The organism is Enterococcus sp. 3G6_DIV0642 (genome assembly GCF_002140635.1).
In the GTDB taxonomy this organism is placed as follows: Bacteria; Bacillota; Bacilli; order Lactobacillales; family Enterococcaceae; genus Enterococcus_D; species Enterococcus_D casseliflavus.
Genome location: NZ_NGLH01000001.1, coordinates 217,481 through 238,311 on the forward strand (window position 1 = coordinate 217,481; position 20,831 = coordinate 238,311).

General features: G+C 43.7%; 16 protein-coding genes. 13 read left to right on the top strand and 3 right to left on the bottom strand.

What is annotated here, in order from left to right; translation table 11 throughout:
* The first annotated feature begins 214 nt into the window (after positions 1 to 214).
* From A5878_RS01050 to A5878_RS01060, 3 genes are read left to right on the top strand one after another with little or no spacing between them, the layout of a single operon-like run.
* Positions 215 to 1,519 (top strand): hypothetical protein, encoded by a 1,305-nt coding sequence (locus tag A5878_RS01050; RefSeq protein ID WP_086294374.1) that lies wholly within the window; start codon positions 215 to 217, stop codon positions 1,517 to 1,519.
* 48 nt (positions 1,520 to 1,567) lie between these two features.
* The gene (locus A5878_RS01055) at positions 1,568 to 2,953 is read left to right on the top strand and encodes a hypothetical protein (protein WP_086294375.1); all 1,386 of its coding nucleotides are present in this window, start codon (positions 1,568 to 1,570) and stop codon (positions 2,951 to 2,953) included.
* A 4-nt stretch (positions 2,954 to 2,957) separates the two neighbouring features.
* Complete coding sequence (locus A5878_RS01060; RefSeq protein ID WP_086294376.1) at positions 2,958 to 3,731, top strand: hypothetical protein; 774 nt, start codon at positions 2,958 to 2,960, stop codon at positions 3,729 to 3,731.
* Positions 3,732 to 3,821: 90 nt separating this feature from the next.
* Here the strand turns inward: A5878_RS01060 and A5878_RS01065 are convergent, their stop codons facing one another.
* Complete coding sequence (locus tag A5878_RS01065) at positions 3,822 to 4,751, bottom strand: methyl-accepting chemotaxis protein (RefSeq protein WP_086294377.1); 930 nt, start codon at positions 4,749 to 4,751, stop codon at positions 3,822 to 3,824.
* A 218-nt stretch (positions 4,752 to 4,969) separates the two neighbouring features.
* On the opposite strand from A5878_RS01065, the gene A5878_RS01070 reads away from it, so the two are divergent.
* The 5 genes from A5878_RS01070 (at position 4,970) to A5878_RS01090 (ending at position 10,582) form a co-directional block, all read left to right on the top strand.
* A complete protein-coding gene (locus A5878_RS01070) occupies positions 4,970 to 5,929 on the top strand; it encodes an alpha/beta hydrolase (RefSeq protein ID WP_086294378.1) in 960 nt (319 codons plus the stop codon).
* Between the two features lie 253 nt (positions 5,930 to 6,182).
* Positions 6,183 to 7,835, top strand: a complete 1,653-nt coding sequence (gene alsS / locus A5878_RS01075; protein WP_005232673.1) for an acetolactate synthase AlsS — start codon at positions 6,183 to 6,185, stop codon at positions 7,833 to 7,835.
* 18 nt (positions 7,836 to 7,853) lie between these two features.
* Positions 7,854 to 8,570 (top strand): acetolactate decarboxylase, encoded by a 717-nt coding sequence (budA, locus tag A5878_RS01080; RefSeq protein ID WP_086294379.1) that lies wholly within the window; start codon positions 7,854 to 7,856, stop codon positions 8,568 to 8,570.
* A gap of 301 nt (positions 8,571 to 8,871) precedes the next feature.
* Positions 8,872 to 10,302, top strand: coding sequence for a catalase (locus A5878_RS01085; protein ID WP_005232671.1), 1,431 nt, complete (start codon positions 8,872 to 8,874; stop codon positions 10,300 to 10,302).
* A 16-nt stretch (positions 10,303 to 10,318) separates the two neighbouring features.
* Positions 10,319 to 10,582, top strand: a complete 264-nt coding sequence (locus A5878_RS01090) for a hypothetical protein (protein ID WP_005232670.1) — start codon at positions 10,319 to 10,321, stop codon at positions 10,580 to 10,582.
* A 183-nt stretch (positions 10,583 to 10,765) separates the two neighbouring features.
* Here the strand turns inward: A5878_RS01090 and A5878_RS01095 are convergent, their stop codons facing one another.
* Positions 10,766 to 12,259: a helix-turn-helix domain-containing protein gene (locus A5878_RS01095; RefSeq protein ID WP_086294380.1), complete on the bottom strand. Its 1,494-nt coding sequence runs from the start codon at positions 12,257 to 12,259 to the stop codon at positions 10,766 to 10,768.
* 593 nt (positions 12,260 to 12,852) lie between these two features.
* Here A5878_RS01095 and A5878_RS01100 point away from each other — a divergent pair.
* From A5878_RS01100 to A5878_RS01110, 3 genes are all read left to right on the top strand, one after another.
* On the top strand, positions 12,853 to 14,382 hold the full coding sequence (locus A5878_RS01100; RefSeq protein WP_086294381.1) for a peptidoglycan DD-metalloendopeptidase family protein: 1,530 nt from the start codon (positions 12,853 to 12,855) through the stop codon (positions 14,380 to 14,382).
* Between the two features lie 496 nt (positions 14,383 to 14,878).
* Complete coding sequence (locus A5878_RS01105) at positions 14,879 to 15,283, top strand: hypothetical protein (protein WP_086294382.1); 405 nt, start codon at positions 14,879 to 14,881, stop codon at positions 15,281 to 15,283.
* Positions 15,284 to 15,561: 278 nt separating this feature from the next.
* On the top strand, positions 15,562 to 17,055 hold the full coding sequence (locus tag A5878_RS01110; RefSeq protein WP_074536633.1) for a helix-turn-helix domain-containing protein: 1,494 nt from the start codon (positions 15,562 to 15,564) through the stop codon (positions 17,053 to 17,055).
* Between the two features lie 232 nt (positions 17,056 to 17,287).
* On the opposite strand, the gene A5878_RS01115 is transcribed toward A5878_RS01110, so the two are convergent.
* On the bottom strand, positions 17,288 to 17,665 hold the full coding sequence (locus tag A5878_RS01115) for a hypothetical protein (RefSeq protein ID WP_074536634.1): 378 nt from the start codon (positions 17,663 to 17,665) through the stop codon (positions 17,288 to 17,290).
* A 553-nt stretch (positions 17,666 to 18,218) separates the two neighbouring features.
* On the opposite strand from A5878_RS01115, the gene A5878_RS01125 reads away from it, so the two are divergent.
* Both A5878_RS01125 and A5878_RS01130 read left to right on the top strand, forming a co-directional pair.
* Positions 18,219 to 19,706 carry an NAD(P)/FAD-dependent oxidoreductase gene (locus A5878_RS01125; protein WP_010748589.1) on the top strand — a complete coding sequence of 496 codons (1,488 nt, stop codon included), beginning with the start codon at positions 18,219 to 18,221 and terminating at the stop codon, positions 19,704 to 19,706.
* Between the two features lie 11 nt (positions 19,707 to 19,717).
* Entirely contained in the window at positions 19,718 to 20,824 is a 1,107-nt protein-coding gene (locus A5878_RS01130; RefSeq protein WP_086294383.1) for a glycosyltransferase family 2 protein, read from the top strand.
* Positions 20,825 to 20,831: the final 7 nt, after the last annotated feature.

The window sequence follows — 20,831 nt, forward strand, 5'->3', positions numbered from 1 at the left end:
TTTTTCAAAAAGACACTTGATACCAATACACTTGTTTGCTTTATCACTAGAAACAGACGCTTGAACCAAAAGGATTGAAACGAGCAAACATCTGCAAATCAGCAGTTTCCTTTTGTTCCTTCCCCCAAATAACACCATAAAAAAGAGATTCCCCCTCACTTGCAACCAAGCCATTTCATTGATAAGAAAATCAGTATGTGCAAAAGGAGTAGCAATGAAAATCACACAAATCCAATGTCCCAGCTGCTTGGGTCAGTTAACCGTTGACTGGGAGACAGGAAAAGCAGTCTGCCAGTATTGCTTAACTAAGTCAGTCCTACAGTCGCCGCCAAAACAAACGCAAGAAGCTTCGAATGAACAAGCTCCCGTAGTTTTTCAAGAAGTCAAAGAAGGGTTTTATTCGTTTACCTTTAATGAAGACGAGGTAGCAAATGCCTTGAAAAAATGGCTGATCCAACAGGAATCAGTTCCTGAGGGCATTGTCGTTCATCTTGAAGTCAGCGAGGTAAAACGATATTTTATTCCGATTTATGAATTTCAGGTGACCTATGCGATGCACTGGGAGGGGGCCATTGGCTACGATACCCATTCCATTGCTTGGGACGGCTCGCATACGACCACGTGGGAAAAGAAGCGAGGCGACCATCCAGATGAGACGGTCATACTCTATCAATGCGGCAGTTCGGAGGTGATCGAGCAAGAAATTCCTCAGAGCTTCGAGGTCAATGATGAAATGAAAAGAAAACCGCACTTTAGTACCGATCAAAAGGAATTTCAACAGCTAATCTCAGCACATGCTATTCATGCTTTTCCCTTTGATATTGAGCAAGAGCAGGCGCTCTTTGGTTCTGAAAAACAAGCGGAATTGAGAGCCCATGCGAATGCCGTGATCCAGAAGAAAGAATCTGCTGATCATCTAAAAGAGCTGCACCTAGATCTTTCCCTGATCAGCTGTGCTACAGAAAAGCTCTACTTTCCCTTGTATATGGGCACCTTCAAGTACCAAGAGCAATCCTTTGAATTTGCGATCGACGGCAAAGATCCTGACCGAATGAAGCTGCCGATTATCCCACAATGCCAAGAAACCTTACAAACGGTTGCGAATTTTTCAAAAGCTCGCAAGGTTTTTGGCTGGTCCTCCGTACTCTTTTTTTCGTTAGGTGTGCTCCTGATGATCTTGGCGCTATTCATTTCTGAATGGATCCCTCTAGGAAGAGTGTTCAGAGCTGTCATAGGGGGGATTGTCATGAGTTCCCTGCCAACTGCCGTCTATTGGGTAGTATCGGGGATAGTGTTGCACTTTCTAAGAGAACAGTATCTCAAAACAGCCCGAAAATTTAGAGATGAGCTCCAAAGAGAATTATTAGGTAAGAAAACGGTTGGGACCGCTTTGTTAGCAAACTACGAGAAGTGTGGAAAGAAGCTTGCAAGAATGAGGAAATTTTATGAATGGCTCGATACGATCGCTTATGTGGTCGTGGTCGTTACCCTTATTTGGAACATTCTTCGGTTTCTTTGATAAACCATCTTGTTGAAAAGAAAAAACGATTCATAAAAAGGAGAAAAAATGAAAATCACCCAAATCCAATGCCCCAGTTGCTTAGGGCGTCTAGAAGTTGATTGGGACTCAGGAAAAGCAGTCTGTCAGTATTGCTTGAATGAGCTGTTGATCAAACCGGAACAAAAAAAACAGGAACAAACAAACCAAGTCGTCTCGCTTAAAGAGTTGCCACGCATTCAAGGGACCGTCAAAGAAGGATTTTATCCGTTTGCTTATGATGAAAAGGCATGTGAAACGGCGTTGAAAAACAGACTAGCCTGGCAAGACACCATCTCGGAAAGTATCTTTTTTGAGCTAGAGATGGTTCATCTAAAACGTGTATTTATCCCGATGTATTATTTTCAAATTGCTTATGATGCGCAAGTGAGAGGAAGCTATGTCCACGAGGAACAGCAGAGGGGGCGTGGGCGCATTACTGCCGACATTTCTTTACATAACAGCGGGAACACAACGGTTTTCAATGAATATTTCCCTACGGATACCCAAAAAGAAGCGGATTACAGTATCAATGGTAAGCTGCCGCTGCATCTTCAAAAAGGAGCCGCCTATTGCACGGATATGCAGCAGTTTTCGGCACTTAGTCAAGGCGCTCAGGTGCTGCCCTTTGATATTTCCAGAGAAGCGGCACTCTCTGATACCCATCTAATGGAAGTCTTTGAAGCAAAAGCCAAAGACCATTTGGTGGGAGCAGAGGTTGCCAATGAGGTTCAACTGACTCTTTTTCCGAAACAATGTGATACGGAAAAACTGTATTTTCCTTATTACATTGGCGAATTCAAGTATGGAAACCAAACCTATTCTTTCGTGGCTGATGGCACCGATGCTGAACGTCTTTTTCCAACCCAGCTTCCTGAATATGAACAGCTGGTGCAAGTGAAGAAAAGTTTTTCGAAGACCAGTAGTGTCCTTTGGCAGTTCTGCTATACCTTCTTTTTTGTCGGATTATTTTCTGGAATTGCTTCGAGTTTTCTATTTGATGGCTTTTTATTACCGGCTGTTGCCTTTAGTCTGCTTGCTTCAGCGGTCATCTTGCTGATTGCTTGTCTTGCGACTTGGTACTTCTTGCTCGTACCAGAGGTCAAGTTTTTCTCAGAGTACGGCAAATTCAAAGCAGAACTTTCCCAGGCATTGAGTCAGTCGGATGCATCAACGGCTGCAGCGAAGAAAGCTTTTGAAACGCGGAGGAAGAAACTCGTTCGAAAAACAGTATTTTACAGCAGTCTGGAAAACATGGCGTATGAATTTGCCTTGATCCTTTTTTTAGCAATCCTGACTTGGTATTTCAGTTTTTATGGCTTATCGTTTCTAGTGCTGCTGGCGTTTGTCACCTGGAATACGATCCGTATTTTTACAACAAAAAGCTCCGATACCTGTATCGAAACGAAAGGATGATTCAATGGATATTATTCCGATTCAATGCCCCCACTGCCTAGGAGAACTAGAAGTCAATTGGGACGCTGGCACGGCGATTTGTCTGTATTGTCGTGGGAAAATGGTCATTAAACAATCTTTCGATCATACCAAAAGCCCGCATGCCAATCCTATGACAGAAAAACAGCTTGCGCTGACGCACCTTGCTGCTTTGTTGAAGAAAATCAGTCAGTCAGCTGCTGCCAACCAAACGATGGATCCTCTTCCCCTGGGAAACTCCTCAGCGGCAGGGGGTTCAAGTGATCACAAGCAGTCAAAGCAATCGGCAATGAATCAGACGTCTTTGATTCAGCGGGCGCCACGCGATCCAGTCAAGGAGCGACAAACTCGTTTGAATGCTTTTTTGCAAGAGCAAGATTTTTTGTTCTATTTTTCTGGAGAAAGACAAGTGCTGCCACGGCAATGGCAAAGACAAGTCCTTACCAGTTTTCAAGTACCTGAAACGGAGACGCCTCTGGCACTGCTAACGGCAAAGATGACTGGCAAGAAAGCGAATGCGGGGCTGCTTTTTGGCGTTGAACGAGTGTATTTGTGCACGTACGAAAAGAAAGAAAAACGAATAGCCAGTTTTTCCTGGAGTGTTTGGAAAAACCTCAGTTTTGAGGTCCAGCATAAAATGTTTAGTAGCTTTTTGGTGATTCAACAGGAATACCGCATTCCTCTCCAAGCATTGGGCTTTGCGACCCAATCATTTTTGCAAGAATTACAGCAGTTGTTGCAAGAGTGGGAGGCTGGCTAGTGCTGAGTATCAATAAAATCAAATACAGGATCAATTTATTGGTCAAAAAAACAAAGAGAGCGTCGCAAACCGCGGCGCTCTTTTTTCACTTTATGTGGTTTCTAGCTCAGCATCGTTAGTTTCTGATAAATACTCGGCTTCATCGTTTAAAAGACTGGCAGTCGTTCGCAGCGTGTCGTAAGAATGCAAAACGGCAGCGAGGCTTTTTTGCGAATCACTGATTTTCATGGTCGTCGAATCGGCACTATCTAACACGACTAAGGCTTGCTGGTTGATGGCTTGCATGGTTGCGGCAATGGTTTGGGTCAACTGCTTGGTCTGTTCAGCTAATTTTTGCATTTCATCGGCAACTACCCGAAAGCCAGCTGCCTGTTCGCCGATCCGTGCTGTTTCGATGGAAGCGTTGAAGGATAGCAGTTTGGTTTGTTGTGCAATGCGGTCGATGTCATGCAGCACCGCTGTCACCTGTTGGCTATCCATTTCTAAGGCATGGGTCGTTGCTTGATTTTGATCAGACAGCCGTTTGACTTGCGCCAAGTTCTCTGACAAATGATCGACTTGCTGATGCCCGTTGGCAGAAAGTCGTGTCAGGGAAGCCGCACTTTCTTGCACTTTTTTGATAGTGACCGCTAAGGCTTGTTCTCTTTGAGTAATGTCAAAAGCGATTTTGACGACGTTGACGACTTCTTGCTGCTCATCGAGGACGGGGAAGTAGATCCCTTCTAAAATCAGTTTTTCTCCTTGTTTGTTTTTCCGGATGATTTTGTCTTGAAATCGTTGCTTTGAGTACAGCAGTTGATTCCAGAAAGCTTGGTAATCCGTACTGGCAGCATAATGGTCAAAACAAAAGGTCCGATGCGGCAAGCCAATGATTTCTTCTTGGCTATAACCTAGGATATCAGTCATGTTGGCATTGGCGAAAACAACTTCTTTTTGCGGATCAAAGACTATGACAGCGAGTTCTTGAAAAATAGCAGCGAGCAGACGATTATTTTGTGTTTCATCTAATGTGAATTTCATACGTACTTACCTACGCCTTTCAGTTTTTTGGGAAGTTTACACAGCGAGTGTCTTACAGTTATCGGTGATGAAGGCAAGGCAGTTAAGAGTGCAAAAACCAACTTTTTTGTCGAACAAAATGCCTGGAAACAGAAGGAAGCAAGATTCTTTGCATCAGAATGACTTGGTGGTACCCTTAAGTTCAACACGAACGTTTTCAAACAAAAGGAGAGAATCGTATGACAGATAGAATTTCGTTGGAAAAAGCAGCCGTTGAATTTAGTGAGGCAAATGCACCGCACCCACGGATCTATGAATTACCGCCAGAAGAAGGGCGCGCACTATTGGAACAAGTCCAAGAGTCACCCGTCAATAAATTGGCGGTTGAGATAGAAGATCAGACCGTTGATACAGGCGAATGGGGGAGCATCAATGTTCGTTTTGTTCGTCCCGAAGGAAATCATGCGATTCTCCCTGTTATTTATTATCTCCATGGCGCGGGTTGGGTCTTCGGCAGTGCCGCGACTCATGATAAATTGATCCGTGAATTGGCGGTACGAACCAACTCGATCGTCATTTTTCCTGAATATAGTCGTTCACCAGAAGCAAAATACCCAACGGCGATCGAACAAAATTATGCGGTCTTGCAGCAATTACCGGGATTTGTCGATGTCAAAGGCTTAGACCTTAGCCGTTTGACCGTGGCTGGTGATTCCGTAGGTGGGAACATGGCGACCGTTATGACCTTGTTGACGAAAGCCCGTGGCGGCATTCCGATCGCACAGCAATTATTGTTCTATCCTGTGACAGATGCCCGCTTTGATACGCCTTCGTATGAAGCATTCGGCGAAAATTATTTTCTGACCAAAGAAGGGATGCAATGGTTCTGGGATCAATACACGACGGATGAAACACAGCGGAATCAAATTACCGCTTCTCCTTTACGAGCGACCAAAGAGGAGTTAGCCGATCTGCCACCAGCGTTGATCATTACAGGGGAAGCAGATGTCTTGCGGGATGAAGGGGAAGCCTATGCGCAGCATTTACGAGCAGCTGGCGTGGAAGTTACCCAAGCACGTCTGCAAGGAATCATCCATGATTTTGTGATGGTCAATGCGATGGATCAGACCCAAGCTGCACGAGCGGCCATGACACTGGCTGTCGGTTGGCTGACGGAAAAAAATGTCCCAGCAGAATAAAAAACCGACAAAAGAAGCTTCTTTTTAGAGGTGTTCTGATACAGTAAAGGATTTATGGGGTGGAGCGATCCACTCCTTTTTTTGTCGGAAAAATGGAAAGACATACACCTGCAGTCTGAAGCAGATGCAAACGCTCTCTAAAAAACTACGTTTTTATAGTACAGATATTAATAAGTGTTTTTCGTTGATAAATAAATATAAAGTGCTATTATATGTATTGTGATTAATACAGTTTTCGAAAAGAGGTAATACAGTGAGTGCAAAAGGATCAGAAATCATTGTTGAAAGTTTAGAAAATCATCGGGTGCCTTATATCTTTGGGATTCCCGGTGCAAAAATCGATGGCGTATTTGATGTGTTGAGTGATCGGGGACCAGAGTTGATTTTGGCGCGACATGAACAAAACGCGGCATTCATGGCACAAGCAATCGGTCGCCTGACAGGAGAGCCAGGAGTCGTCATTGCGACAAGTGGACCAGGAGCCAGTAATTTAGCGACTGGGTTGGTCACGGCAACTGCCGAAGGTGATCCCGTCCTGGCACTAGCAGGCCAAGTGAAGCGTTCTGACCTTTCAAAATTGACCCACCAAAGCATGAATAATGCGGCATTGTTTGCGCCGATCACGAAATTCAGCAGTGAAGTCCAAGATCCTGAAACCCTTTCTGAAAGTATTGCCAACGCCTTTCGCATCGCAAAAACAGCGAAAAAAGGGGCGAGCTTTTTATCCATTCCTCAAGATGTGACAGATGGAACCGTTCAAGGGGCAGCGATCAAACCTCTATCTTCGCCTAAATTAGGCAGTGCCGATGCAGAAGATATCCAGGCACTCGTCGATCGGATCAAAGAAGCCAAACTGCCTGTCCTACTCTTAGGGATGCGGGCTTCAGGCGTGAAAGAAACACAAGCGATTCGTCATTTAGTTGCAAAAACTGGGTTGCCTGTCGTAGAGACCTTCCAAGGCGCCGGGATCATTTCTCGTGAATTAGAAGAGCATTTCTTTGGCCGCGTCGGCTTGTTCCGCAATCAGCCTGGTGATATGCTGTTGAAACGCAGCGACTTAGTGATCGCTGTGGGGTACGACCCGATCGAATACGAAGCTCGCAACTGGAATGCGGAAAAAGATGCCCGCGTGATCGTCATCGATGAAGTACCGATGGAGATCGATCCATTTATGCAGCCAGAAGTTGAACTGATGGGCAGTATCGCGAAAATTATTGAACAACTATCAAAAGCCATCGATCAGTATCACTTGACCGAAGACGCTCAAAACTATTTAACGACGCTGCAAACCAAACTCAATGAAAAACCAGCGGATGTCGAAGGCAGCAACAATACCTTGCATCCCCTGGAAATCATTGATGCTTTGCAACAAGAAGTGACCGATGACATGACGGTGACGGTGGATGTCGGCAGCCACTACATTTGGATGGCCCGTCATTTCCGCAGTTATGAGCCACGGCATCTGCTCTTTAGTAATGGCATGCAGACTTTAGGGGTCGCTTTGCCATGGGCGATCGCGGCAGCGCTCGTGCGACCAAATACTCAAGTGATCTCTGTATCTGGCGATGGTGGCTTCTTGTTTTCTGCCCAAGAGTTAGAAACAGCCGTCCGTTTGAAACAAAACATCATTCACTTGATTTGGAATGACGGTACCTACAATATGGTGAAATTCCAAGAAGAAATGAAATATGATCGTGCTTCTGGGGTTGATTTTGGACCCGTTGATTTCGTGAAATATGCCGAAGCGTTTGGTGCCAAAGGCTTACGGGCAACCACCAAACAAGAATTGATGGCAGCCATCGAAGAAGGCTTTGCAACGGATGGTCCAGTGATCATTGATATCCCTGTGGATTATTCAGACAATGCCGATCTTGGCAAAACGATCCTACCTGATCAATTTTATTAAGACCAAAGGAGCAGCAAGATGAAAGTGAAAAACAAAAGTTATTTATATCAGCATGGCACCCTAGGTGGGTTGATGCAGGATTTAATGGATGGCACGGAGCAAATCGGCAAAATGCTTGAATATGGCAATTTTGGGATTGGTACGTTGGCTGGCTCCAATGGTGAAGTGATTATTTTAGATGGTGAAATCTACCATGTAGACGAGTCGGGCAAGGTGCGAGTGCTCCAAGGCAATGAAGGAACCCCCTATGCGGCAGTCGTTGATTTTTCTGCGGCGAAGCACCTGCAGGTTAGCCAAGAAATGACCGATGAAGAAGTGAAAAACCACGTCCTGACCGAAGTCAGCCCGAATTTGTTTTCCGCTGTCAAAATTCATGGGGTATTTACCAAGATGCACGTCCGCGTTGCCCCAAAGCAAGAAAAACCGTACCCAAAATTCATTGAGATCATCCAGCATCAACCCGAATTTCAGACAGAAAATATCAGCGGAACGATCGTCGGATTCTTTACCCCGCTGTTGTTCCACGGCGCTGCGGCTGCTGGTTTCCACCTGCATTTTATTAGTGATGATCGGACATTTGCTGGCCATGTCTTAGACTTTGAAGTGGCAGCTGGTGAAGTCGAATTGATGGAACTAGCCGAATTTCGTCAGCATTTTCCTATAGACAACCAAGACTACTTGCAGCGGGAGATCGATGTCGCAAAAATCGCCAAAGATATTGAAGCTGCCGAATAAGCAGCAGGCAGCAAAAATAATTGATCGCCAGTAGAGTGGTCTTGAATCGAATGGAACGCAAAAAAGCAGTGAAGCCAACGCTTCGCTGCTTTTTTGTGCTTTCTTCTATTCATGCGGATTGCTGCAAAACCTGGATGCTTCGATAGAAAAGCTGGAAAATAGTCAAAAATCCGAAATAATTCTTAATTACAAGCAAATAAATTGATATATTTGAAGAATAATGATAATTTTTGTACTAATTAGAAGTATTTTGTTGAGAGTAATTGCACTTGACTGATTTTATAGAGAAAAGAGGAAAGATATGAAAAAAAAGTTGACGACTGCGCAAGGAGCCAGTGTAGCGGATAACCAGAATTCTTTGACAGCGGGGCGCCGTGGCCCAGTGTTGATTCAAGATGTCCATTTGCTAGAAAAACTGGCACATTTTAATCGTGAGCGGATTCCTGAACGGGTCGTTCATGCGAAAGGTGCGGGGGCTCATGGGGTCTTCCGAGTAACAAACGACGTAACGATGTACACGAAAGCGGCGTTTCTTTCAGCCATCGGGAAAGAAACGGAGATGTTTATTCGCTTTTCAACGGTTGCCGGAGAACTAGGGTCTGCGGATACGTTGCGCGATCCTCGAGGGTTTGCGGTTAAATTTTACACGGAAGCGGGGAATTATGACCTCGTGGGCAATAATACCCCGATTTTCTTTATTCGTGATCCGTTGAAGTTTCCTGATTTTATCCATACCCAAAAAAGAGACCCGCGAACGCACTTGAAAAATCCAGAGGCGGTATGGGATTTTTGGTCCCATTCACCGGAATCCCTCCATCAAGTCAGCCTGTTGATGGGGGATCGGGGCTTACCGGCAACCTTTCGTCATATGCATGGGTATGGGAGCCATACATTCGCTTGGCTCAACGCAGAGGGAGAACGCTTTTGGGTGAAATATCATTTTCGGACGGATCAAGGCATTATGAACATGAGTGCGGCACTCGCAGCAGAACTTGCGGGAAGCAATCCTGATTATCATATTGAAGATCTATATAAAGCGATTGAGGCAAAGGAGTATCCTTCTTGGACACTCTATGTTCAAATCATTCCCTTTGAAGAAGGTTGGTCAGCTGCCGTCAATCTTTTTGATGTGACCAAAACAGTCTCACAAAAAGACTACCCGCTCATTGAAGTGGGACGAATGACTTTGAATCGAAATCCAGAGAACTATTTCAACGAAGTCGAGCAAGTCACTTTTTCACCGGGCAATATCGTTCCAGGGATTGATTTTTCTCCGGACAAACTATTGCAAGGTCGGCTGTTTGCTTACGGTGATGCGCATCGTTATCGAGTTGGACCCAACAGCAGCCAGTTGCCGATCAATGCGCCAAAAGCGCCTGTCCATAATCACCAACAGGACGGTTTCATGAATACCAAAACGAATTCTTCAGGGATCAATTATGAACCGAACAGTTTCGATGGCATCAAAGAAAACCCGCATGCCAAGGGCATCCACTATTCGTTAGAAGGAGAGATCGGTTCCTTTGATTACGATGAAGACTATTATAGCCAAGCAGGTGATTTTTATCGTTTGCTCTCAGAAGAAGAACGAACACGTTTAATTCAAACGATTGCGGGAAGTTTGGGACAGGTTCAAAATCAACAGATCAAAGAACGGCAGGTCATGCATTTTTACCGTGCGGACCCAGAATACGGCAGACGAATCGCTGAAGCGATCGATGTGAACATTTAAGAAAGGAGGAAAAAGAATGTTACTTTTACATGTAGTTTTTGGTCTTTTATCTTTTGTCGGAGCAATGATGCTGGGGGTGGCCTTTAAAGGGCAGCTGCGAGAGCTTTCAAGGCTTCAGCAATGGGCAGTCGGTTTGAGTTATACGGGCACGCTGTTGACGGCGATTTTGGGGATCTTGTCTGCATCTTCTCATCCAATCATCGTACTCATGACCCTCGTAGGCGCACTGGCTTTTACGAAACGGACATTTTTAAGTGCAGATCAATCCAAAGAGCAGTGATTGCTGATAGTAGCGGCGTAGAAGGAAAAAGCGTACTTGATTCATTGGAAAAGTCCCATATAAAGCTGCTTCCACTAAAAAAGAACAGCTTTATATGGGAGGATTAGTCAGGCGTTCGTTTAAAGGCGACAAGGAAATATCAATTCTCTTTCTTTGGAGAAGCGGCGTGAATGATTGGAATTACTACGTATTATCAAGAACGACCAACCGCAAAATTCTCGGATTGATTCGATTCAAAAGATAATTCCAATCGGCAGCGTCGGGTATTGATTTTAATAAGACACTTTCAACATCCAGTAAGTATTCAGTGGCGTATTCGGAGTAGTTAGTAATGAGAAAATTAATGTTTTTTTCTTTTAAATACTCGTGGGAGAGTTCGTTTGAATCAGGGTAGTACATTTCATGATAAACGCCAAGATATTTTCGGATAATACTTTCGGCGTACTCACAAACATACTCGTTACCTTCAAAAATAACAGCTATAGTTCTCCGTGTGCCCCAATTCTCTTCAATGATGGCTTCCATGTGGAAGGTGAGACTTGCACAAAAATCATCCAAATGGTCGAAAGAATAGAGTGTTTTTACAAGAGGATGTGAGAGCAAAAACTGGCGATTTTTTTTATATTCAGCCGCAAATTTCTCTTTGACGAAAGCATTCAAATCATCGATGTTGACGTTCATCGTTGGCGATAACAACTCACGAAGCTTGAAAATAGTAAAGAATGACTCTAACCAAAGCAAATCTTTTTGTTCATCAAAGCTGTTGCCGCGATTTTGGGCATAGAAATCAGCAGTGATTTGTTTGATCGCGGGCCAGTGGTTATAGTTAAGACAAAACGCTTTGCTTGTTTCTAGATCGGTGTTGAGTTTGCGACGACAAATGATGCAAGTCAAAAGATAGATTGCTTCTTCTTGAGGAAACTCAAAGGTAAAATAACGCTGGATAATCTTTTTAAGGTCCTCATAATTTGAAAGTAAACCATTTTTTTTAACTAACTCGCTTAGTTCTGGAGAGGGGGCAGCAAGTAAACCGCGTTTGCTGCGCTCCACGCTAATATAAAGGATATAAGCAAAATAAGAAAACGAAGAGCTCTGTAAGGCCTTCGTTTCCAAAAGGTCAGTGATTTCCATCACCGCATCTTGTACATGGATCGAGGGAAATAACGTGTGGACATTAATGTCAGACTCGTAGTAAAAAAGACAGAAAAATTTTCGTATATCGATCTCCGAACCTGCCAAAGAGACGGGATCCGTTTTGATTTTTAAACAGAAAGGGGATAAAAATGGCTGTATTTTCCGGAAGTAGCTGATCAGCGCTTGTTCAGAAATATTAAGCGTTAAGCTCCAATCAAAGAGGGTTTGCTGCTCATTATAAAAAATACTTTCTAAAATCTGGAAAATCGGTTCATCTTTTATCAATTCTTGCTTTTGCTTTCGATACCTATCATGATCGATTTCTTCAAAAAGATATCCAATTTTTGCTGTATGGATCGCCATAGCCCCTTTAAAATACTCTCGCAAGCTAGCAATGTCAGTAATCAACGTACGCGTACTGCTCTCGGTCACTTCAGCGAGTTCTCCCAGTGTACGGGAGGGACTTTTCTCAAATTCATTCAACAATTGCAGCCAGCGAATCAACGTGCGGTTTCGCATGAATTTTAATTGAAATGTTTTCATGTCAGCCTCCAACAAAATAAGTTTAAATAATTATAGCATAATCATTTGCACAGATAATGAAACGTTCAACTGTTAGGCGTTCTTGCCACAGTGCCTTGAAGGCTCTGACTACCAGCAAAACATTTCCGGGAATATCAATCGTTCACGGTAAGTATAGCAAGGACCTGAGAAACCAATTGCCAAAAATCATACATAAACTTGAGAAAACGAAACGCTAATAGAAAGGCTCCAAACGCTAGATAAAAAGCTAATGAAGTAAGAAAAGACGATAAAAACACAGTTGTTCAACTGGCAGTTGCCCATTTGAACAACTGTGTTTTTTTCTGATGACGCCAGAGGATCTCAGGCAACAGAAAGAAAAAGCTGCAACCCAGACTCGATAACGAATTGGATGCAAAACGTGGTCCTTTATCAGTAGACCCATTCTTCCAACAACTCGTTCTCTTTGACAAGCAAGGGAGTCATTTGCTTGAGTCGAAAAAACGAAGCGTAGTATAATAAAAGAGAATTGATATTTATTTACTAATTGGATGGCAAGATGTTTTTTCAATAGAGGTTGTTAAGAGGAAAAAGGAAGAGAAAGGATTTCGCCTATGAAGCATTCGCAAAAAGGGGTAGCGCTTCTTTTGGTTTGCGGACAACTTTTAGCTAGTGTGCCAGTTTCAGCTGCGGTTGTTGCATCGGAAAGTACGATCGTTGCCCAAACATCAGAAACAGCTGCACAAGCAAGTGACAGTAGCAGCACAGAAGTGACTAGCGAAGAAACTGCTCCAGCAGTGGAAGGACAAGTGTCCGATTCTGAGCAAGGATCGGCACCTGTAGAAAGTGTTCCAGAAGGATCTGAGACAGCGCCGGAGGATACGGAGCAAACCGAAGAACCAACTTCAAATCCCCAACCGACGCCAGAGCCAGCACCGAAACCAGAACCAGAGCAAGAGCCAGAGCCAGGGCTACCGAGTAATCCAGAGCCTTCTCAGCCAGAAGAACCAACGCCAGCACCCAAACCAGAAGAACCAACACAGCCTGTAGCACCCAAACCTGAAACGCAGCCAGAGAAGCCCAAACCGTCAAAACCTGTAGAAACGAAACCGACACCAGAAGCAAACAGTGAAGCAAGTCAAGCAACACCGGCGGCTGTGTCACCGATCATGCCACCAAGTACCCAAGCTCCAAGCGGGCCAAGTCAATCCGATCCGACACCGCAGCAAGGCAGCGAAACGAGCTTGACGGTCACACCAGTAAAAGAAGTGTGGGATTTTATCCAAGAAATCGGCGAAGATGCCCGAGAAATCGGCTTGAAAAATGATTTGTACGCTTCTGTCATGATTGCCCAGGCTATTTTAGAATCAGGTGGCGGGCAAAGCAGACTGAGTCAGGCGCCATACTTCAATCTCTTTGGCATCAAAGGAACCTATCAGGGACAGGGTGTCGCTTTTCGGACACAAGAAGATGATGGTTCGGGAAATCATTATGCAATCACAGCAACTTTCCGCCAATATACTGGCTACAAAGAGTCATTGATGGACTATGCTCGCTTGTTGAAAGAAGGGGTCGGGCAGCAGTCTGATTTTTATAAAGGTGTATGGAAATCAGAAGCGGCTTCTTATCAAGAGGCTGCCCATTATTTGACTGGTCGGTATGCCACTGATACCGCGTATGATCAAAAGCTGACCGCATTGATCGAAGCCTATGCGTTGACCCGTTATGATCAGAAAAAACCTGATGTGACCGCAAGTGAGACGTATCTTTTTCCTGTTGAAAAAGCCGTTGTCACTTCTACCTTTGGTCCACGTTGGGGAAGCTTTCATCGAGGTGTTGACTTTGCCGCAGCGTTTGGGACACCCATCATGGCGAGTCAATCTGGAACGGTCATCCGTTCAGAGGTTCATCCTTCTTGGGGGAATTATGTAGCAATTCTTCATGACGACGGGATGACGACGCTCTATGCCCATAATCAACAGAACCTTGTGAGGGTGGGCCAACAAGTGAAACAAGGAGAAACGATTGCGCTCATGGGTAGTACGGGCAATAGCACAGGCGCACACCTGCACTTTGAAGTCAGTGCATCGCCTAGCTTGAGCCAAGCGAAATTGGTCGATCCAATCGCTTTTTTAACAAAATAAGGATTGCCGAAAAGAGAGTATCGTGGATACTTTCTTTTTTTGTCTTTTTCCAGCAATTTTTTGGGAGCAACGATTTTAATTTTTTTTTCATGAAAACCGAAAAAATGTTTAAAAAAATCGTGCATAGATTCTTTATAATTTTCACATAACCGTAACAGTTGCTAACCCATAAACTGGCGTGAACAGATCGGTCAGCCAGCAGCACAAATGGTAGGTTCGAATGCTATTGATGATGAGCGGAGAAGCAAAATCGTTACAGTTATTACCCCTACGAATAAAAACTTGCTAACGAAGTAGGGGAGCGAATAATCAGGAAGTGCATCAATTATAAGTCTACTCCTTTTTTTCTAATCAGTATTGATCGTTGAAAAGAACTAACAAGAAATGATTAACCATAAAAAAGTAGAAGAGATAAATGAGCTGCTCTTTTTTTCTGTTAAACGAAAAGAATGTTTTACACAGTGATGCATAAAATAAAAAAAGAGGGGAACATTTTATGAGAATAAATAAAACGGATTTTGAAACAGTGATGGCTAATAGTGAATTTTTAGACTATTACTGTCAATTATTTGAACGAAACGGTGAACGATCCGTCACGGATACGCAATTAGAAAAATTACACTATTTGATTCAAAAGCAGGTGGCACTAACGATTCAAAAGAATGCGAGTTATTCCTTTTTTACACAAACATATAAATTACCTGAAACACTCGTAAAGGATTACCAACTGTTAGCGGAGTGTACCGAGCGGCTTTCAAAAATAGAAATGGATCAGTTGATACCCAAACAATTTATTGAGCAAGACTTTAACGTACGGGTGAAAAAAGCAAGTCAAGAATCTCACTATGAGCAGCTTTTAAACATCATGTCAGACACATTTAGACAAATAAAGAAAACATAGGTGGTTTTTCACGCAGTAGCTTTTTCAAACATGAAGCAAGATGCGTATCCGCTCTAGGTGGTCTCTAATGAAAGCAAAAGCGAAATCCTTGCACTATTTTCAATAGCCGATAAAATAATTGTTATACAACAGTAGTCTGGAACCCACGCTTTTTTTCATCAGGCTATGAAAAAACCGATTTTTTATGTAGGATGAAAACCGATATAATGAGACTGCTTAGGCGCCTTTCATGCGTAATTTAGCCGCAAAAAAGAAACTTTTTAGTAAGGAGCTTATGTTTGAAAAATTTTCAATTGAGTTTTGTCACAAGCAAATCGACCGTCCGATGGCTGCAGATTCTAAGTGAATTTGAAAAAAATGAAATTTGTAGTGCCAGTCAATTGGCTGAAGTAACAACTAGTACCACGAGGACGATTGGCAAAGACATCAGTCAGATCAACGAGTATTTCTGTGGGCTGATCCTGATCACTTCCACCAATCAAGGCTATTCGTTTGAACTATTTGATTATTCACAGTATGAAAAGAAAAAAGCCTCGCTTTTAGCGAATGAACCGCTCTTTATTTTATTGGAAAATATTTTTATTGGAGAGTTAAAGACGATCGATGAGTGGGCGGACTGCTTGTTTTTATCCAAGAGTACCTTATCGAAGTACTTGCAGCGCATTCATGAACAACTGGCACGTTTTGATCTCCAGCTAGCATTAGATCCTGTGAATATCGTTGGGGAAGAAGCAGATATCCGCAATTTCTTCTGTACCTTTTTTTATGAAACGGACAGCACCCCCCATACTGTATTTCCGCCAGCTGCGGTCCAGCAGGCAGTAACGGAAATCGGCAGGATGTTTGACAAAAATAGTTACCACACCGTTTCGTTTTCACAATACACGTATCTGCTCTATATTTCGCTTGAGCGATTTATGCAAGGTAAGACTGTGCAAATCAACGCTGAATTGTACCACGCCTTGCGACACAGTATTCAGCTGATGCATTTTCAACGAATCAATGGGGTCATTGAAAAGTACTTTCAATATCGATTGACGAACGATGAACTTATCTTCTTATTTGTTAGTATTATCACAAAGAAAAAACTGCAAAATGTGATCGTCGAACAAAAGTTTTGTCTTTCTTATAATCATTGGACAGAGATCCGCACGTTGACCAACGATTTTTATCAGATGTTGAAGGTATCGTCGAAAAAGCCCAAAGAAGATCGGATTCTGATCGAATCTTTTTTTACCTCTGCCAAATTGAAGGAGTGCTTATCCACTTCTGCCAATCGCAATATCTATGATGTGAATGCGTTTATTAAGAGAACCTTTCCTAAGGAATTTGCTGCTTACCGAGAGTTTTTAGAAAATAGTCGCGAGTACCACAACCTTTATTCTGAGGAGTATCTGACGGATTTTTGTGCAAACTTAGTGATTTATATCGAATCTGTTCGAGAACGTCATTGGTTTCCCCGGAAAAATATCGCCTTTATCTTCGAAGGAAATAACAATATCGTTCAGTACATTGAAGGCTGGTCTAACCGCTATTTTAGCCGATCCCATCAAGTCTTTTATCCTGACTCAGGGGAAGTCAATGCCCAGTATTTAGAACAAAATACCATTGATCTGCTAGTGACGAACTATGCCGAGCATGCGACTGAATTTCGAGATATCGTTGAATGTATCGTCTTCAAAACGATCCCGTCTTCTTCTGACTGGAATCGGCTGCTTGAACGGATCAATCCTAACGTCACCCGCCAATTTGCCCTAAAAGACCTCTTCTAGTTTCCCATTATGTTTTGACCTAAAGAGTTGCTAGAAAGGGCCTTTTACATGAAAAGAAAGCATTTTTCCTTCACTGCATAGACAGACGTAAGGAAAGATGCTTTCTTTTTTAATGGCTTGACTTTCCGCAGCTGTGCAGGAGTGTGGGGAGGGGAAGTGGGGAGTGCATCAGGTACGGATGCAAGCCTTTGGAACCAGCAGTTTTCAATTCAATCGATCGATTTGGGCGGAATCATTGGGCTTCACTTAAGTAAATCAAACTCCAAGGCGCCTTTTGGTTTAGCTGAAGACCGGTCAATTCCCGATAGAAACAGGTTTTGTCTTTGACCGTCAGCTGAATGATTTCTTCTTCCGTATACTCGTTTAGAGAAGAAATTTTTAAAACATAAAGTTCTTTTAGTATTTGCAGTTGTGCGTCGATATCTAATAGCAACGACATTTTTTCGAAAAAAGTACCCTCGTCTTGTTCATAGATCGCTAAGAATCGTTGGCGCAAAGAGAGATAAAAATTAAAGATTTTTGGGTGTGTATAAGAACAGGGCGAGTGGATAAATTCTTCGTCAAAAAAGTTTAAATATTCTTCGGCTGATTGGATCGTTTTTAAGTTCATATCAATACTCCTTATAAGTGTTAGGAAAAGGCGACAATACGTGTCATTATCAAAAAGAGTCACTGTTAAGCAATGTCTTATTGAGAAGGCCCTTTTGTTTTTTTTATGATTGGGGGAAGGACTTTCGCTACATCCAATGTACAGGATATTCCAAATCGGCTCAAACGCGTTTTTTCGTAACCATACGAAGATTTGTTTTTCGCTGGTATTAACGTCAAAAATGTTTAAATATTCTGGTAATTATTGTTATAAAAAGAATATTTCTTAAATGAGCGAGATTGCTGGGTTTCCATTCTTTGCCAGCGGGTTGTTTTTTCATTTGCTTAAATCATGGTTGAGAAAAAAACAGCATCAGTTGACCGATAGGCTCATCCCCGTCATTTTTTCAAAGGTGTGATACTATAGAATTATCTAGAAAAACGATCCTTTGATTCAAGCTGCCAATGCCAAAACAGTGCCAAGACACGCAGTTGCAGTGAGACGCAACCGTCAGTTTTGACGAGAAGGTTTGGCTAAATAGGGTCGTTCATTAAAGCAAACGAGGAGCAATTCAATGAAAGAGAAAAAAACAGTTGTAGTGATCGGCGGCGGACTTGGTGGTCTATCAGCGGCGGTCTCATTAGCCCAAAATGGCTTTGATGTATCATTATATGAAAAAAATCAACACTTAGGCGGCAAGTTGAACCGACTGGAAACAAACGGCTTCGGCTTTGACTTAGGTCCTTCGATTTTGACGATGCCGCAGATTTTCGAAAAATTATTTACTGGCAGCAATCGCAATATGGCAGATTATGTTGCGATTCGCCGATTGCCATTGGAATGGCGCTCCTTTTTTCCTGATGGAACCAAGATCGATCTCTATGGCGATCTTGCACGTATGGCAAAGGAAAACCCGCACTTGTCGGAAAAAGACATGGCAGAGTACCAAGACTTTTTGGACTATGCGCAAAAGATTTATGCAATCACAGAAAAAGGCTATTTTGAGAAAGGCTTAGATACCACGAAAGAAATCTTGAAGTATCATGGCGTGATCAAAGCGCTGAAAGGCTTTGATTATTTCTCTTCGATGCATGATGCCATTCAAAAACGTGTCAGCAATCCGCAGCTGCAAGACATGCTGAGCTATTTTATCAAGTATGTCGGCTCATCTCCTTATGACGCTCCAGCCGTCTTGAACATGATGATCTATATGCAGCATGCCCAAGGTGTCTGGTACGTGCCAGGCGGGATGCATCGTTTAGCCGAAGGCATCGTTCGCTTAGCAAAAGAGATCGGTGTGACCTTCCACACGGGACACAAAGTGGAAAAATTGATCGTTGAACAGGAACAGATCCGTGCCGCTCGTTTGGATGATGGTACGCTGATCGAAGCCGACTATTTTGTTTCCAACATGGAAGTGATCCCGGCCTATGAAGAGCTGTTAGAAGAAGCACCGACCTTTACTCAAAAACTGGAAGAAAAATTTGAACCAGCAAGTTCTGGTTTTGTCTTGCACTTAGGGGTCAAAACCTCCTATCCGCAATTGGCCCATCACAACTTTTTCTTTTCAAATGCCTCAAAAGAAAACTTTGATCAAAATTTCCATCAGCATCAGCTGCCAGAAGACCCAACGATCTATTTGGTCAATGCCAACAAAACCGATCCTTCGCAAACAGTGGCAGGGCATGAGAACATCAAAATCTTGCCTCATATCCCTTATTTGCAGGATAAGCCCTTTACGGAAGCGGAATACGATGCTTTTCGTGAACGGATCTTGATCAAGCTGGAAAACATGGGTTTAACGGATCTACGTAAGCACATCGTGTATGAAGACCGCTGGACACCCGAAGACATCCAAAAGAATTATTTGTCACATCGTGGCGCCATCTACGGCACGGTCTCTAATCGCAAGAAAAATCATGGCTTTAAACACCCGAAACACAGCGAACGCTACGACAATCTATACTTCGTTGGCGGTACGGTCAATCCAGGTGCCGGCATGCCGATGGTGACCCTCAGTGGCCAGCAAGTCAGTGAGATGATCACCAAAAGAGAACACTAAGACAAGAAAGGATGATGACTGTGTACCTGCTGCTCGCTGGTATTTGCGCTGCTTGGCTAGCAGGCTGGCTGATTTTTTTCCGCCTGCCGACGATACCCACCCGCAAGGAGACAGCCGCATCCAAAGACTTGACGGAGAGGGGAGAACTGTCGATCATCATCCCCGCCCGCAATGAAGCAGAAAATTTGCCGCAATTGTTGGCGTCCTTGCAGCAGCAAACCCTTCATCCTGTGGAGATTTTGGTGGTTGATGACGGATCGGAAGATGAGACGATCGCCTGTGCCAAGGGCTTCGGTGCGACGGTCTTGCAAACCACTGCTGATTCTGCTGGGAAAGCGGCGGCTTGTTGGTTAGGCGCCTCACAAGCGGTGGGCAAGTATCTATTATTTTTGGATGCCGATACCTTCTTTCTAGCAGAAGATGGCTTAGAGCGTCTTTTCGCTGCGTATGAGGAGCGATCGGGACAAGGACTGCTCTCGGTGCAGCCCTATCATCAAACGAAGCGCCTGTATGAACAACTGTCTGCCGTCTTTAATGTCGTCTTACCTGTCGGGTTGAACCGCTTTTCTATCGTAGGCGAAAAACTCTCAGCTGGCGGCGCCTTTGGTCCGTGTATTTTATGCAGCAAAACTGCGTACCTTCAAGCCAATGGACATCAGGACATGCCACAAGGAATCTTAGATGATCTAGCATTAGCGAGACGCTTTAAGAAAAAACGCTTGCCGATCGCCTTGTATGGTGGAAAAGACTTGGTGGCCTTTCGGATGTATCCAGCTGGTGTTCGTCAACTTGTTCAAGGCTGGACGAAGGACTTTGCCACTGCTTCGCAATCCACTCACCCTTTGATTATGGCGGGCGTCATCTTGTGGATCAGCGGCGGCATTGGGGTACTGGCGGCACCATTTCTGATGGAACCGCTTTGGCTAGGACTGCTTTTTTATGCTGCTTATTTTGGACAAACTCTGTGCTTTGCCCGCCGTGTCGGCAACTTCAACCGAATCCTGCTGCTTTTTTTCCCATGTTACTTGCTTTTTTTCCTAGGCTTATTTGGTTGGTCGTGGATCCAAACCCATTTGTTGAAATCCGTGACCTGGAAAGGACGCAAAATCAATTTATAGGAGGCGA

Bases quoted from the DNA above. Each gene is read 5' to 3' on its own strand.
- A5878_RS01050 (WP_086294374.1), top strand. From the start codon at position 215: ATGAAAATCACACAAATCCAATGTCCCAGCTGCTTGGGTCAGTTAACC.
- A5878_RS01055 (WP_086294375.1), top strand. From the start codon at position 1,568: ATGAAAATCACCCAAATCCAATGCCCCAGTTGCTTAGGGCGTCTAGAA.
- A5878_RS01060 (WP_086294376.1), top strand. From the start codon at position 2,958: ATGGATATTATTCCGATTCAATGCCCCCACTGCCTAGGAGAACTAGAA.
- A5878_RS01065 (WP_086294377.1), bottom strand. From the start codon at position 4,751: ATGAAATTCACATTAGATGAAACACAAAATAATCGTCTGCTCGCTGCT.
- A5878_RS01070 (WP_086294378.1), top strand. From the start codon at position 4,970: ATGACAGATAGAATTTCGTTGGAAAAAGCAGCCGTTGAATTTAGTGAG.
- budA (WP_086294379.1), top strand. From the start codon at position 7,854: ATGAAAGTGAAAAACAAAAGTTATTTATATCAGCATGGCACCCTAGGT.
- A5878_RS01085 (WP_005232671.1), top strand. From the start codon at position 8,872: ATGAAAAAAAAGTTGACGACTGCGCAAGGAGCCAGTGTAGCGGATAAC.
- A5878_RS01090 (WP_005232670.1), top strand. From the start codon at position 10,319: ATGTTACTTTTACATGTAGTTTTTGGTCTTTTATCTTTTGTCGGAGCA.
- A5878_RS01095 (WP_086294380.1), bottom strand. From the start codon at position 12,259: ATGAAAACATTTCAATTAAAATTCATGCGAAACCGCACGTTGATTCGC.
- A5878_RS01100 (WP_086294381.1), top strand. From the start codon at position 12,853: ATGAAGCATTCGCAAAAAGGGGTAGCGCTTCTTTTGGTTTGCGGACAA.
- A5878_RS01105 (WP_086294382.1), top strand. From the start codon at position 14,879: ATGAGAATAAATAAAACGGATTTTGAAACAGTGATGGCTAATAGTGAA.
- A5878_RS01115 (WP_074536634.1), bottom strand. From the start codon at position 17,665: ATGAACTTAAAAACGATCCAATCAGCCGAAGAATATTTAAACTTTTTT.
- A5878_RS01125 (WP_010748589.1), top strand. From the start codon at position 18,219: ATGAAAGAGAAAAAAACAGTTGTAGTGATCGGCGGCGGACTTGGTGGT.
- A5878_RS01130 (WP_086294383.1), top strand. From the start codon at position 19,718: ATGATGACTGTGTACCTGCTGCTCGCTGGTATTTGCGCTGCTTGGCTA.